General features: G+C 73.4%; 11 protein-coding genes. 7 read left to right on the top strand and 4 right to left on the bottom strand.

Annotated features, from left to right (window positions below):
- Positions 1-687 (bottom strand): alanine racemase (locus tag NWP10_RS01215; protein WP_258299595.1); only part of this gene is annotated, 687 nt, incomplete at its 3' end.
- Between the two features lie 15 nt (positions 688-702).
- Between NWP10_RS01215 and NWP10_RS01210 the strand changes: the two genes are divergently transcribed.
- Both NWP10_RS01210 and NWP10_RS01205 read left to right on the top strand, forming a co-directional pair.
- Positions 703-1,428 (top strand): alpha/beta hydrolase, encoded by a 726-nt coding sequence (locus tag NWP10_RS01210; protein WP_258299594.1) that lies wholly within the window; start codon positions 703-705, stop codon positions 1,426-1,428.
- 33 nt (positions 1,429-1,461) lie between these two features.
- Positions 1,462-2,340 carry a hypothetical protein gene (locus NWP10_RS01205; RefSeq protein WP_258299593.1) on the top strand — a complete coding sequence of 293 codons (879 nt, stop codon included), beginning with the start codon at positions 1,462-1,464 and terminating at the stop codon, positions 2,338-2,340.
- A gap of 133 nt (positions 2,341-2,473) precedes the next feature.
- On the opposite strand, the gene NWP10_RS01200 is transcribed toward NWP10_RS01205, so the two are convergent.
- Positions 2,474-3,751, bottom strand: a complete 1,278-nt coding sequence (locus tag NWP10_RS01200; protein ID WP_258299592.1) for a DUF445 domain-containing protein — start codon at positions 3,749-3,751, stop codon at positions 2,474-2,476.
- Positions 3,752-3,851: 100 nt separating this feature from the next.
- Between NWP10_RS01200 and NWP10_RS01195 the strand changes: the two genes are divergently transcribed.
- The 5 genes from NWP10_RS01195 (at position 3,852) to NWP10_RS01175 (ending at position 10,605) form a co-directional block, all read left to right on the top strand.
- Positions 3,852-4,775 carry a glycerophosphodiester phosphodiesterase family protein gene (locus NWP10_RS01195; protein ID WP_017488373.1) on the top strand — a complete coding sequence of 308 codons (924 nt, stop codon included), beginning with the start codon at positions 3,852-3,854 and terminating at the stop codon, positions 4,773-4,775.
- Between the two features lie 198 nt (positions 4,776-4,973).
- The gene (locus NWP10_RS01190) at positions 4,974-6,662 is read left to right on the top strand and encodes an ABC transporter substrate-binding protein (protein WP_258299591.1); all 1,689 of its coding nucleotides are present in this window, start codon (positions 4,974-4,976) and stop codon (positions 6,660-6,662) included.
- A 135-nt stretch (positions 6,663-6,797) separates the two neighbouring features.
- Positions 6,798-7,802, top strand: a complete 1,005-nt coding sequence (locus NWP10_RS01185; RefSeq protein ID WP_258299590.1) for an ABC transporter permease — start codon at positions 6,798-6,800, stop codon at positions 7,800-7,802.
- Entirely contained in the window at positions 7,799-8,791 is a 993-nt protein-coding gene (locus tag NWP10_RS01180) for an ABC transporter permease (RefSeq protein WP_258299589.1), read from the top strand. The genes NWP10_RS01185 and NWP10_RS01180 overlap by 4 nt, the downstream gene beginning before the upstream one ends.
- Positions 8,792-8,793: 2 nt before the next feature.
- Complete coding sequence (locus tag NWP10_RS01175; RefSeq protein ID WP_375162458.1) at positions 8,794-10,605, top strand: dipeptide ABC transporter ATP-binding protein; 1,812 nt, start codon at positions 8,794-8,796, stop codon at positions 10,603-10,605.
- 128 nt (positions 10,606-10,733) lie between these two features.
- Here the strand turns inward: NWP10_RS01175 and NWP10_RS01170 are convergent, their stop codons facing one another.
- The gene (locus NWP10_RS01170; protein WP_258299588.1) at positions 10,734-11,900 is read right to left on the bottom strand and encodes an acetate/propionate family kinase; all 1,167 of its coding nucleotides are present in this window, start codon (positions 11,898-11,900) and stop codon (positions 10,734-10,736) included.
- 20 nt (positions 11,901-11,920) lie between these two features.
- Positions 11,921-13,996, bottom strand: coding sequence for a phosphate acetyltransferase (pta, locus tag NWP10_RS01165; RefSeq protein ID WP_010079621.1), 2,076 nt, complete (start codon positions 13,994-13,996; stop codon positions 11,921-11,923).
- Positions 13,997-14,252 lie beyond the last annotated feature (256 nt).

Here is a 14,252-nt window from a genome sequence, read left to right as displayed (position 1 = left end):
GCGCACGGCCGCGGCGCGCGGACCGGAGGCGTCGGGGAGCCCGGCCACCTGGGCCTCGTAGGCCAGCACGCCGCTCAGCCGGACCCCGGGCGTCCGCAGGATCCGGTCCGCGAGCTCCCGGGCCTGGTCCGGGGTGCGCACGGGGGAGCGCAGGGCGCCCACGCGCAGCCGGGCGAGCGGGCGCCACGCCGTGTCCACGTCCAGGCACAGCCGCAGCGGCGGCAGGTCCGCGGCCCCCTGGCCGGGGTGCACGCCCGCGGCGCGGACGCGGTCCTCGATCCAGCGCAGGTGCTCCGCCGAGTCCACCGTGACCACCACCGCCGCGCGGGCCCGCGGCGAGCGCAGCAGCGCGTCCAGGGCGGCCTCGTCCGCGGTGGGGTAGGCCACGAGCACGTCCGGCTGCCCGGACTCGGCCCACCACAGCGCCTCGGCCAGCGCGTACGCCATCACCCCGCGGAAGCCGGGCTGCTCCAGGGCCTCGACGACGGCGCGGCGGATCCGCAGGGACTTGGAGGCCACGCGCACCGGCACGCCCGCCGCCCGGGCGGCCATGGCGGCGGCGTTCGCCCGGAACGCGTCCAGGTCCAGCACGCCGAGCGAGCGGGAGCGGTCCGCGGCGGGCAGCGCGGCGAGCGCGTCCGCGTACCGCTCGTAGGGCGGCGCCACGGGGCGGGCGGGGCGGGGCATACCTAGGATGGAACCATGCCGACCCCGCCCACGACATCCATCGAGACGCTCCGTTCCGGTCATCCGGTGGTGTGGTCCCGGCCCGCGGCGGAGCGCCCGGGCACGGACCTCGTCCTGGTGCTCCACGGCTACGGGTCCAACGAGGTCAGGGCCGCGAACCGGTTCTTCCCCATGCTCCCCGAACGCTGCACCGGCCTGGCCGTGCGCGGGGGCTTCGAGATCGACGCCGCCGCCACGGAGGGCCCCGGCGACCCCGGCGCCCACGGCTGGTTCCTGCTCGACCTGATGCTCCAGTCCGACTTCGCCCAGGTGGTGGCCGCCGCCCACCGGGTGTTCGACGTGCTGGCCTCCGAGGAGGTGGCGCAGGCGCGCTTCCGCACCGTGTCCGTGCTCGGCTTCTCCCAGGGCATGGCCATGGCCACCACGCTCATCCGCCTGCGCCCCGAGGCCTTCACGTGCGGCGTGGGGTTGAGCGGCTTCGCCGTCGACAACGAGCTGCTCGCCGTCCTCGACTCCCCGCCCGAGGGGCCCGGCCCCCGGCCCTTCTTCTGGGGCCGGGACGTCCAGGACCCCGTGATCCATCCGGACGCCGTCGCCCACACCCGCGCGTGGGCCGAGGAGCACACCCTCCTGACCGTGCGCACCTACCCCGGCGTGCTGCACGGCATCGGCCCGGAGGCGGTCCGGGACGTCCGGATCTTCCTGGACCATTCGCTCCGCGCGGCGACGCCCGACTCCTGACCACGGCGCGGGCCTGCCGATACCCTGACCGGCATGGCAAAGAACTCGATGATCGGTCGGTACACGTCCGGGAAGGTGAAGGACTTCGCTCTGAAGTCGGCACTCGATGAGAACGGGGAGCCCACGGAGGGCTTCGAGAAGGTCGTGTCCAAGGTGCTGGACATCCAGCGCCCGCTGGTCCTGAAGCACATCCAGAACGTGGCCGCGAAGAATCCGGAGCTCACTGCCGCGCAGATCGCGGAGCGGCTGGGGCAGCAGTACCTCAACGCCGTGACGGGCGCCGGCGCGGCCGTGGGCGGCACGGCGATCGTCCCCGGCATCGGCACCGTGGCGGCCCTGGGCCTGTCTGCGGCGGCCACGGTGGGCTTCATGGAGGCCACCGCCCTCTACGCCCAGTCCCTCGCCGAGCTGCACGGCATCACCATGGAGGATCCCCAGCGCGCCGAGGCCCTGGTGATGGCCCTCATGCTCGGCGACGACGCCAAGGAGCTCCTCCGCGAGGCCGCCGCCAAGGCCGGCCGGCCCTTCGACCCCAACGCGAGCCTCAACGCGCTCGCGGGCTCGGCCGCGGGCACCGGCGGCGGCGCCGGCATCAGCGCGTTCGTGATGGACCGCCTCAAGCGGACCTTCATGAAGAAGATGCTCATGCGCCAGGGCGCCGGCTTCCTGGGCCGCGCAGTGCCGTTCGGCGTCGGCGCGGTGATCGGCGGCGTCGGCAACCGGGCCATGGGCAAGGCCGTGATGGAGAACGCGCAGGAGCTCTTCGGCCCCCTGCCCACCGTGATCCCGGGCGAGATCCGCGAGGGCGCCGCGCGGCAGGCCCAGGAGGACGACGGTGAGGGCGGCGTGTTCACCGCGATCCGCCGTGCCCTGCCCGGCGGGGACGACAAGAAGGACGCGGCCAAGGCCTGACCGGTCCCCCGGTCTGACCCGGCCGCAGCCTGACCACCTTCAGGAGATTCGGGTGGGTTGTCGGAGGTGTGGAGCCCTTCCACCCCCGACAACTCGCCCGAATCTGCATGCGGGGGTTACCCCGCGGCCCGGCTCAGAGGAACAGCGTCGCGACGGCGTGGATCGTCAGGCCCGCGAGGGCGCCGACGATCGAGCCGTTGATGCGGATGTACTGCAGGTCCTTGCCCACGAACAGCTCGAGGGTGCGCGCGGTCTGGTCCCCGTCCCAGCGGGCCACGGTCTCCTCGATCACCCCGGTCACCGCCGGGCCGTAGGTGCTCAGCGCGTACGCGGCGGCGGCGCGGGCGTGCCCGTCCACCCGGTCGCGGAGCACGGGGTCCTCCTGCAGACGGGCGCCGAGGTCGCGCAGCGCGGCCACGAGGGCGCGGTGCAGGTCCGAGGCCGGGTCCTCGAGGGCGTCCAGCAGCGAGTCCCGCAGGGACGTCCACGCCCGGCCGGCCCACGCGCGCAGCCGCTCGTCCGCGAACAGGCTGTGCTTGAACCGCTCCACGGAGGCCCGGGTGTGCGGGTCGTCGCGCATCTCGGCGGACAGGCGGGTGAGCCAGTCGTCGACGGCGCGGCGGGCCTCGTGGTCGCGGTCGTCGCGGATCCCGGCGAGGTACTTGAGGGCCTCGGCGTGCAGGCGCTCGGCGAGCAGTCGGTCCACGAGGTCGGGGCTCCACTCGGGGGAGCGGCGGCGCACGGTCTCCACGAACATCTCGGGGTGGGCGGCCACCCAGTCCCCGGTGTGCTTCACCACGAGGTCCACCACCCGCTCGTGGTGCCGGCCGGTCACCACGTCCTGGAGCACGCCTGCGAGCGTGGGCGACCACTCGGGCTCCACCATGTGCCGCTGCATGAGCTGGCGCAGCAGCTTCTGGACGGCGTCGTCGTCGGCGGCCGCCATGGCGCCCCGGGCCGCCGTCGCCACCTCGCGCGCGGCCCGCTCCGCGTTCTCCGGGCGGCGCAGCCAACCGCCGGCGGCCGCGGCCACCTCGAGGCCCTCGACCTTCTCCCGGGCCACGTCCGAGTCCAGGAAGTTCTCCTGCACGAACTCGGTGAGCGCGGCGCCGAGCTGGTCCTTCTTGCGGGGGATGAGCGCGGTGTGCGGCACGGGGATCCCCATGGGGTGGCGGAACAGGGCCGTCACGGCGAACCAGTCGGCGAGTGCGCCCACCATGCCGCCCTCCGCGGCGGCGCGCACGTAGCCCCACACGGGGTGCACGTCCTGCAGGGGGAACGCGACGGCGAACACCACGGCCAGCGCCACGAGCAGCCCGAGGGCCACGGCCTTCATGCGGCGAAGGCCCCGCTCGCGCTCGAGCGTGCCGGCGCTGAGCAGCTGCCGGGCGGGGTCCGGGGAGAGGGACACGGGAGGCTCCTGATCGCGCGCACCGAATGGTCCCCACCAGTTAACCAGCCGGGCACCGGGCGGTGACGCCCCCGGCACCCGCCGTCCCTAGCCTGGCGGCGTGCCCGCCCTCGTGATCGCCCATCGCGGCGCCTCCGCCGCCTTCCCCGAGCACACCCGCGCCGCCATGCTGCACGCCCTCGAGGCGGGCGCCGACGGCCTCGAGTGCGACGTGCAGCTCACCCGCGACCGCGAGGTCGTCTGCTGGCACGACCCCACGGTGGAGCGCACCTCGGACGGGCGCGGCGCCGTCGCCGACCACACCCTCGCCCGGCTGCGCGCCCTGGACGTCCTCGCGGCGCCCGCGCGCGGCACCGGTTCCACGGAACGCACGACGACGGCGCTCCCCGCCGCGTACGGCGGCGCGGGGGAGCAGGTGCTCACCCTGGCGGAGCTGCTCGGGATCGCGACGGCGGCCGGCCGGCCGGTGCGCCTGGCCGTGGAGCTCAAGCACCCCTCGCCGTTCGGGCACGAGCTCGAGGAGCGGGTGCTGCGGGAGCTGCTGCGGGCCGGGTGGGACCCGGAGACGGGCCGGGTCGGCCAGGTGCGGGTCTCGCTCATGAGCTTCCATCCGGACGCGCTGCGGCACGTGGCGCCGCTGGCCGGCACCGACCCCCTCTGCCCGCTGCTGGACCTCGTGCCCCGGGACGTGCCCAGCCGGCTGGCGCGGGGGCCGCTGGGCCGGGCGGCGGTCCGCTCGGCGGTGCGGGGCTCGCTCGCCGGGTCCGAGGCCATGGTCTGGGGCGGCCGCGCCGGGATGGCCGGGCCGTCCGTGGCGTACGTGCGGGAGCACCTGGCGGACGTGAAGGCCTGGCTCGCGGCGGGTCGGCGGCTGCGCGTGTGGACCGCGGACGCCCGCGAAGACGTGGACTTCCTGCTGGCCCACGGGGTGCAGGAGATCACCACGAACCGCCCCGCCGAGGTGCTGGACTGGGTCCGGGAGCACGCCGCCGCGCGCCGGGAACCGGCGCCCGCGCGCGCCTGAGTCGGGCCCCTGCTTCCGTGCGGGAAACGGGAGCCTCCCGCGGCCCCGCGCGTGGCTGACCCGGGCACCCCTGCGTTGTACCGGGGGGTGTTCGAGTGGCTATAGTCACACCACGGCCGTGTCCCGGGTCACAGCGCCCAGGCGTGGTCGCCTCGCACCCGCGTCTCGGATGAGACCTCATCCCCGGAGGAGCCCCCCATGGCCACCCGTCTGCGTCAACGACTCCTGTCCGCCGCCGCCCTCACCGCGGCCGGCGCCCTGCTCATCACCGGCTGCGCCGAGAGCCAGCGCGACTCCGGCGGCTCCGCCGGCGGCAGCGGCTCCAACGGCGACGCCGCCCAGGTGGACGGCTCGTTCATCTTCGCCGCCTCCTCCGACCCCAAGACGCTGGACCCCGCCTTCGCCTCCGACGGCGAGTCCTTCCGCGTCTCCCGCCAGATCTTCGAGGGCCTCGTGGGCACCGAGCCGGGCACAGCGGACCCCGCGCCGCTGCTCGCCGAGTCCTGGGAGTCCTCCGAGGACGGCCTCACCCACACCTTCAAGCTCAAGGAGGGCGTGACGTTCCACGACGGCGAGCCCTTCAACGGCGAGGCCGTGTGCGCCAACTTCGACCGCTGGTACAACTTCACCGGCATCCAGCAGGCCGAGACCGTCTCCTACTACTACGGCAAGCTGTTCCGCGGCTTCGCGGACGCCCCGGAGAACGCGGTCTACGAGAGCTGCGAGGCCAACGGGGACGCCGAGGCCACGGTCACCCTGGCCCAGCCGTTCGCCGGCTTCATCGCCTCCCTGTCCCTGCCGGCGTTCGCCATGCAGTCCCCGAAGGCGCTCGAGGAGTACAAGGCCGACGAGATCGGCGGCTCCGCCGAGTCGCCGCAGATGTCCGAGTACGCCCGCGCGCATCCGACCGGCACCGGCCCGTACAAGTTCGACTCCTGGAGCGTAGGCGAGGACATCAAGCTCTCCGCCTACGAGGACTACTGGGGCGAGGGCGGCGACGTCACGGACATCACCTTCCGCGTGATCGACGACCCGGTGGCCCGCCGCCAGGCCCTCGAGGCCGGCGACATCGACGGCTATGACCTCGTGGCCCCCGCCGACACCCAGGCCCTGTCCGACGCCGGCTTCAACGTGGTGGCCCGCGATCCCTTCACCATCCTCTACCTGGGCCTGAACCAGCAGCAGGAGGAGCTGAAGGACGTGAAGGTGCGCCAGGCGATCGCCCACGCGATCGACAAGGAGGCCCTGATCAGCCAGACCCTCCCCGAGGGCACCGAGCCGGCCACCCAGTTCATCCCGAAGTCCGTGAACGGCTTCTCCGAGGACGTGACGAAGTACGAGTACGACCCGGAGAAGGCCAAGCAGCTGCTGGCCGAGGCCGGCTACGCCGACGGCTTCACGATCGACTTCAACTACCCCACGGGCGTCTCGCGTCCATACATGCCGACCCCGGAGCAGGTGTTCTCGAACCTCTCCAACCAGCTCTCCCAGGTGGGCATCCAGGTCGAGGCCAAGCCGGCCAAGTGGAGCCCGGACTACCTGAACCAGGTCCAGGGCACCGCCGACCACGGCCTGCACCTGCTGGGCTGGACCGGCGACTACAACGACACGGACAACTTCGTGGGCGTGTTCTTCGGCCAGGAGAAGCCGGAGTTCGGCTTCGACAACCCGGAGCTCTTCTCCGCCCTGGAGGAGGCCCGCGGCGTGCCGACCCTCGAGGAGCAGACCCCGATGTACGAGGAGATCAACAAGCAGATCTCCGACTTCGTCCCGGCGATCCCGCTCGCGCACCCGGCGCCCTCGCTGGCGTTCGACAAGCGCGTGGCCTCCTACCCGGCCAGCCCGGTCAACGACGAGGTCTTCACCGAGATCGACCTGACCGAGTGATCCGGACTCACCGGGGCTGACCGCCCCGATGGCGACGACGGAGCCGGACCCCCGGGCTCCGTCGTCGCCGCCCGGACCCCCACCGCCCGTCCCTCGCACCGACCGGCCCGGCCCGGCGCCGGCATGGAGGCACTCGTGCTCAGATTCATCGGCAAGCGCCTGCTGCTGCTGATCCCCACCCTCTTCGGACTCTCCGTCCTGCTGTTCCTGTGGGTCCGCAGCCTGCCCGGCGGCCCCGCCACCGCCCTGCTCGGCGACCGCGCCACCCCGGAGGCCGTGGCCCGCGTGAACGCGGCCTACGGCTTCGACAAGCCCCTGCTGGAGCAGTACACGACCTACATGGGACGGCTGCTGCGGGGCGACTTCGGCACCTCCACCACGACCAACCGGCCGGTGCTCGAGGAGTTCGCGGACCGGTTCCCGGCCACCCTCGAGCTCTCGCTGTTCGCGATCGTGTTCGCGGTGGCCATCGGCATCCCGCTCGGCTACTGGGCCGCCCGCCACGTGGGCCGGTGGCAGGACAACATCGCCGTCGTCCTGTCCCTCATCGGCGTCGTGGTGCCCGTGTTCTTCCTGGCCTTCATCCTGAAGTGGGTGTTCGCCGTGAAGCTCGGCTGGCTCCCCACGGACGGCCGGCAGGACCCACGCCTGGACGCCACGCACTACACGAACTTCTACGTGTGGGACGGCATCAGCACCGGAGAGTGGGACGCGGCCCTGAACGCGCTGACCCACCTGGTGCTGCCCGGCATCGCGCTGGGCACCATCCCGCTGGCGATCATCGCCCGCATCACGCGCGCCTCCGTGCTGGACGTGCAGAACGCGGACTTCGTGCGCACGGCCCGCGCCAAGGGCCTGGCCCCGCGCCTGATCCGCGACCGGTTCATCATGCGCAACGCGCTGCTGCCGGTGAGCACCACGCTGGGCCTGCAGCTGGGCCTGCTGATCTCGGGGGCGGTGCTCACCGAGACGGTGTTCGCCTTCAACGGGATCGGCAGATTCCTGGCACAGGCGATCTTCCAGCTGGACTTCCCGGTGCTGCAGGGCTTCATCATCTTCATCGCCCTGATCTACTCGCTGATCAACCTGGTCGTGGACGTCTCCTACGGCCTCATCGACCCGAGGGTGCGTGTCTCATGAGCGTGAACCTGCCACCGAGCCCGGGCGGCGGGCCCACCGAGGGCGCCGTCGACCACGCGCTGGCGCCCGTCGAGGCCGCCGCCACCCAGGAGACCACCGAGGCGGCCGCCGACGCGCGCGGCACCTCCGTGTGGGGCGCCGCGTTCCAGCGGCTGCGCCGCAACCCGGCGGCCATCGCCGGCGCCGTCATCGTCGCGCTGTTCGTCCTCGTGGCGGTGCTGGCCCCCGTGCTGGCGCCGTACGCCGGCACGGACACCCCCGGCATGCGCGAGATCCGACCCACCCACGTGCCCGGGCCGGGCGAGGTGGACGGCTACCCGCTGGGCCTGGACCGCTTCGGCGGCGACGTGCTCTCCAAGCTGATCTGGGGCGCGCAGGCCTCGCTGATCATCGGCGTCGTCTCGACGGCGTTCGGCCTGGTCGGCGGCATGCTGCTGGGCCTGCTGGCCGGCACGTTCGGCGGCTGGGTGGACTCCGTGGTCATGCGCACCGTTGACATCCTGCTCTCCGTGCCGAACCTGCTGCTGGCGGTCTCGATCGCCGCGATCCTCGGCCAGACCCCGTTCGCGGTGATGATCGCGATCGGCGTGGCGCAGGTGCCGATCTTCGCGCGCCTGCTGCGCTCCTCGATGCTCACCCAGAAGGGCTCGGACTACGTGTTGGCGGCGCAGACGCTCGGCCTGTCCCGCGGGCGGATCACCATGTCCCACGTGCTGCCCAACTCGCTGGGCCCCGTGATCGTGCAGGCCACCCTGACCCTGGCCACCGCCGTGATCGACGCCGCGGCCCTGTCCTTCCTGGGCCTGGGCGGCGGCCGCCCGGAGACCGCCGAGTGGGGCCGCATGCTCACCTACGCGCAGGCCGAGCTGGGCATCAACCCGTGGCTCGCGTTCCTGCCGGGCCTGTGCATCGCCATCACCGCGCTGGGCTTCACCCTGCTGGGCGAGTCCCTGCGCGAGGCCCTCGACCCCACCTCCCGGAGGCGCTGACCATGGACCCGAAGCACGACGACGGCGCCCTCGGCGCCGGCTCGCACGCCGCGGCCTTCGGGGCCGCGCCCACCGCCGGGACCGACCCGGCCGGCGTCGGGAGCGCGGAGATGCCCGCCCCCGGCGCGCCGCTGCTGGAGATCCGCGACCTGGACGTGGAGTTCCGCACCCAGCAGGGCACCGTGAAGGCCGTCGAGGGGGCGTCCCTGACGCTGCCGGCCGGCGGCACGCTGGCGATCGTGGGCGAGTCCGGCTCGGGCAAGTCCACCACCGCGATGGCCGCGATCGGCCTGCTGCCCGGCAACGGCCGGGTGACGGGCGGCTCCGTGAAGTTCGCGGGCGAGGAGCTCGTGGGCCTGTCCGACGCGAAGATGCGGCGCATCCGCGGCCGGCGCATCGGCCTGGTGCCCCAGGACCCCATGTCCAACCTGAACCCCGTGACCCGTGTGGGCCAGCAGATCGGCGAGACCCTGCTGACCCACGGGCTGGCCACGAAGAAGGACGTGGGCGCCAAGGTCGTGGAGGTCATGGAGCGCGCGGGCATCCCCGAGCCGGCGCGCCGGGCCAAGCAGTACCCGCACGAGCTCTCCGGTGGCCTGCGCCAGCGCGTGCTGATCGCGATCGGCCTGGCGTGCCGTCCGCAGCTGCTGATCGCGGACGAGCCCACCTCGGCGCTGGACGTGACCGTGCAGCAGGTGATCCTCGACCAGATCGACGAGATGACCCGCGAGCTCGGCAGCTCGGTGCTGCTGATCACGCACGACCTCGGCCTCGCGGCCGACCGCGCCCAGCAGCTCGTGGTGATGCACCGCGGCCACGTGGTGGAGTCCGGCGACGCGCGGGCCATCCTCGAGGACCCGCAGCACGCCTACACCCGCTCCCTCGTGGCGGCGGCGCCGTCCGTGGCGGCCGCCCGCCTGCTGCCGGAGGCGTTCGACCCGGCGCCGAGCGCGCTGAAGGAGGACGACACCGCGGCGCTGTCCACCGTGGCCCTGGCCAAGAAGGACCTCACGCCGCTCGTGGAGATCCGTGACCTGACGAAGGTCTACCCGGTGCGTGGGCACGACGACTTCACCGCCGCCAAGGACGTGTCCCTGAAGATCCCGCGGGGCAAGACCGTCTCGATCGTGGGCGAGTCCGGTTCCGGCAAGACGACGACGGCGCGCATGCTCCTGAAGCTGATCGAGCCGACGTCGGGCGAGATCACGTTCGAGGGCAAGGACGTGCTCGGGATGAGGGGGGAGGACCTCAAGGACTTCCGCCAGCGCGTGCAGGCCGTGTTCCAGGACCCGTTCTCCTCGCTGAACCCCTCGTTCACCGTGGGGCGGATCATCGAGGAGCCGCTGCAGACGTACAAGCGCGGCAACGCGAGGGAGCGGCGGGCCCGCGTGCTCGAGCTCATGGAGCAGGTGGCCCTGCCCTCGCACTTCCACCGCCGGTATCCGGCCGAGCTCTCCGGCGGCCAGCGCCAGCGCGTGGCGATCGCCCGTGCGCTCGCGCTGAACCCGGAGCTGATCGTGTGCGACGAGCCCGTCTCCGCGCTCGACGTGCTGGTGCAGGACCAGATCCTCACCCTGCTGCGCCGCCTGCAGGACGAGCTGGGGCTGAGCTACCTGTTCATCTCGCACGACCTCGCGGTGGTGCGGCTCATCTCGGACTACGTGTGCGTGATGAAGGACGGCGAGGTCGTGGAGGCGGCGTCCTCCGAGGAGGTCTTCACCAACCCGCGGCACCCGTACACGCGGCGGCTGCTCGCCTCGATCCCGGGCAACGAGCTCGGGATCGCCGTGGAGGCCGACGGCGAGCACGTCTGAGCCGGCGCGCGCCCCGACCGACGCCCAGCGACATCACCGCCGTTCTGCCCGGCGGCGATGTCGCTGGGCGTCGGTCGTTCGGGGGAAGGGGCGAGGGGACCGGGGCGCAGGCGGGGGGAGCTAGGCGCTCAGCCCCGGGTCAGCTCCCACGTGAGCCGGGCGATCGCCTGCTCCTCGTCCGTGGGGATCACGAGCACGGGGATCGCCGAGCCCGGGGCGGAGATCACGGCGACGCCGTCGTCCCCTGCCCCGGACAGCCCGGCCTCGTTCGCCGCCGCGTCCAGCTCCACCCCGAGGGCGCCCAGGCGCTGCACCACGCGGGCCCGGAACGGCGCCGAGTTCTCGCCGATGCCCGCGGTGAACACGATCGCCTGGGCCCCGCCCACGGCCACGTGGTACCCGCCCACGTACTTGGCCAGCCGGTAGCTCGCCACGTCCAGGGCGGTGCGGGCGCGGCGGTCCCCGGCGTCCGCGGCCTCGACCACCTGGCGCATGTCCGCGTGCCCGGCCAGGCCCAGCAGGCCGGACTCCTTGTTCATCAGGCTGTCCATCTCCTCCGCGGAGCGCCCCTGCGTGCGCATCAGGTGGGTCACCACGGAGGGGTCCAGGTCGCCCGTGCGCGTGCCCATCACGAGGCCGGCCAGCGGGGTGAAGCCCATCGAGGTGTCCACGGACGCGCCGTCGCGGATCGCGGTCGCGGAGGCCCCATTGCCCAGGTGCAGCACGATCCCGGAGAACTCCTCCCGGGCCACGCCGAGGTGCCGCGCGGCCAGGCCCGCCACGAGGTCGTGGCTCGTGCCGTGGAAGCCGTACCGGCGGATGCCGTGCTCGCGGTAGACGCTCTCCGGCAGGGCGTACTGCCAGGCCTCGCGCGGCATGGTCTGGTGGAACGAGGTGTCGAACACGACCACCTGCGGCATGTCCGGGTAGCGCTCGGTCATGGCGCGCAGGCCCTGCGCGGCGGCCGGGTTGTGCAGGGGGGCCAGGGGTGCGAGCCGCTCGATCGCCCGGATCACCTCGTTGGTCACGAGCGCCGGCGCGGTGAACCGCTCGCCGCCGTGCACCACGCGATGGCCGGCGGCGTCGATCGGGCGGTCCCCGATCACCCGGAACACCTCCGCCTCCACCCGCTCCAGGGCCGTGGCGTGGTCCGGCACGTCCGAGCCGGGCACGCCGATGCGCTCCACCAGGCCCTTGGCGAGGACGGGCCGGGGGCCGTCCGCGCCGTCGTCGGCCAGCTCGCGGAGCTGGTACTTCAGGGACGAGGAGCCGGAGTTGATGACGAGGACGAGCACGGCGGAGTCCTTCCCGGGCGTCAGCCCTGGTCCTGGGCCTGGATGGCGGTGATGGCCACGGTGTTGACGATGTCCTCCACGGTGGTGCCGCGGGAGAGGTCGTTCACGGGCTTGTTCAACCCCTGCAGGACCGGCCCGACGGCGACGGCGCCCGAGGACTGCTGCACCGCCTTGTACGTGTTGTTGCCGGTGTTCAGGTCCGGGAACACGAACACGGTGGCCTGCCCCGCGACCTCGGAGTCCGGCATCTTGGAGGCGGCCACGGAGGCGTTCACCGCGGCGTCGTACTGCAGCGGGCCCTCCACCTTCAGCTCCGGGGCGCGCTCGCGGACCAGCTCGGTGGCGGCGCGGACCTTGTCCACGGCCTCGCCGGAGCCCGAGGCGCCCGTGGAGTAGGAGAGCATGGCGACGCGCGGGTCCACGCCGAACTGCGCGGCGGTGGCGGCGGAGGCCACGGCGATGTCCGCGAGCTGCTCCGCGTCCGGGTCCGGGTTCACGGCGCAGTCGCCGTAGACGAGGGCCCGGTCCGGCAGGAGCATGAAGAACACCGAGGACACGATGGACGCCCCGGGCCGGGTCTTCACGAACTCCAGGGCCGGGCGGATGGTGTTGGCGGTGGTGTGCGCGGCGCCGGAGACCATGCCGTCCGCGTCGCCGAGGTGGACCATCATCGTGCCGAAGTAGGCGCCCTCCTGCATGACCTCGCGGGCGCGCTCGAGGTCCACGCCCCTGTGCGCGCGCAGGCGGGCGTACTCCTGCGCGTAGCGCTCCAGGTCCGGGGAGTCGGCCGGGTCCACGAGGTCGATCCCGGCCAGGTCCACGCCCTCGCGGGAGGCCAGCTCCTTCACGGCGGACTCGGGCCCGAGCACCACGAGGTCGCACACGTCCCGGCGCTGCAGGATCTCGGCGGCGCGCAGCACGCGGGCGTCCTCGCCCTCGGGCAGCACGATCTGGCGGCGGTCCGCGCGGGCGCGGGTGATCAGCTCGTGCAGGAAGCGCAGCGGGGTGACGACGTCGGAGCGCGGCAGGTCGAAGCGGCCCAGCAGCTCGTCCCCGTCCACGCGCTGGTGCCAGGCGCCGAGCGCGGCGGCGGTCTTGCGCGGCTGCGCGCTGGAGAGCTCGGAGCGCACGCGGGAGACCTTGGCGGCGGTGGTGAACGTGTCGTCGTGCGTGGCGAACACGGGGAAGGCGGCGTCCAGGTAGAGCCGCTGCAGCTGGCGGTTGGGGAGGATCCCGTTGGTGAGGATCATGCCGGAGGGCGTGGGGAAGTCCGGGGTCAGCGAGGAGGCGACGGTGGCCAGGATCGCGTCCGAGCGGTCCCCGGAGACGATCACGAGCGCGCCGTCCCGCAGCACCTCGAGGAAGTTGCCGCCCTCCATGGAGACGGCCTTGACCTCGGTGACGTCGCGGTCCAGCGTCTCCTGGCCCGCCACCTGCTCCAGGCGCAGGGCGGCGGCCACCTCGGCCACCGACGGGTGGGCGAGCTCGGGCAGCTCGGGGAGGACGTAGACGGGCCAGGCGTGCCGGCCGGGGCGCACGGCGGCGCCCACGGCGTCCAGCTGCCGCGGGTCCGCGCGGTTGACCATGACGGCCAGCAGCTCCACGCCGGCGTCGTCGAGGGTGCGGCGGGCCAGGTCCACGACGTCGGCGGCCTGCTCCGGCGTCATCTCGGCGCCGGAGACCACGGCGACCACCGGGGTGCCGAGGTTGCGGGCCAGCTGGGCGTTGAGGTCGAGGTCGGCGGCCGGGTCCGGGCTGATCAGGTCGGTGCCCTCCACCACGACGACGCCGCACGCGGCCCGCATCGCGTCGTACTGCTCCACGCAGCGCTGCTGGACCTCGTCGCCGCGGCCCTCGGCCATGAGGGTGCGGGCCTCGGCGGCGGTGAGCCCGCCGCGGGCCTGCTCGGCGGTGAGGCCGAACTGCTCGCGCATGAGCAGGACCATGGGGTCGGCCTCCACGTCCTCCCCGGGGACCACGGGGCGGAAGTAGCCCACCGTGCCGGAGCGCCGGTAGAGGGAGTCCGCCAGCCCGAGGCTGACGAGGGACTTGCCGGCGCCGGTCGAGGTGGTGGAGACGAAGATTCCCTGGGGCATCGCGGACCTTCCGAAGGCGGGGGAGCGGGGGCGGGGGAGACGAGTGGGCGGAGGCGGGTGCGCGGGGGCACGGACGCTCCTCACAGTACCCATGGCCTCCCGACGACGGCCCGCCCCCGCCGTCTCCCCTCACCAGCCCTTTTCGTGCGGGGAACGGGAGCCTCCCACGCCGCTTTCGTGCGGGAAACGGGAGCCTTCGCGGGGGTGCTTTCGCACCCTCGTTCCCGTTTCCCGCACGAAAACGATCGGTGCTTTC

The organism is Micrococcus sp. HG099 (assembly GCF_024723355.1).
Taxonomy (GTDB): domain Bacteria; phylum Actinomycetota; class Actinomycetes; order Actinomycetales; family Micrococcaceae; genus Micrococcus; species Micrococcus endophyticus.
The sequence above is the reverse complement of the archived record's forward strand: the minus strand, read 5'-3'. Positions and strand labels throughout refer to the sequence as shown.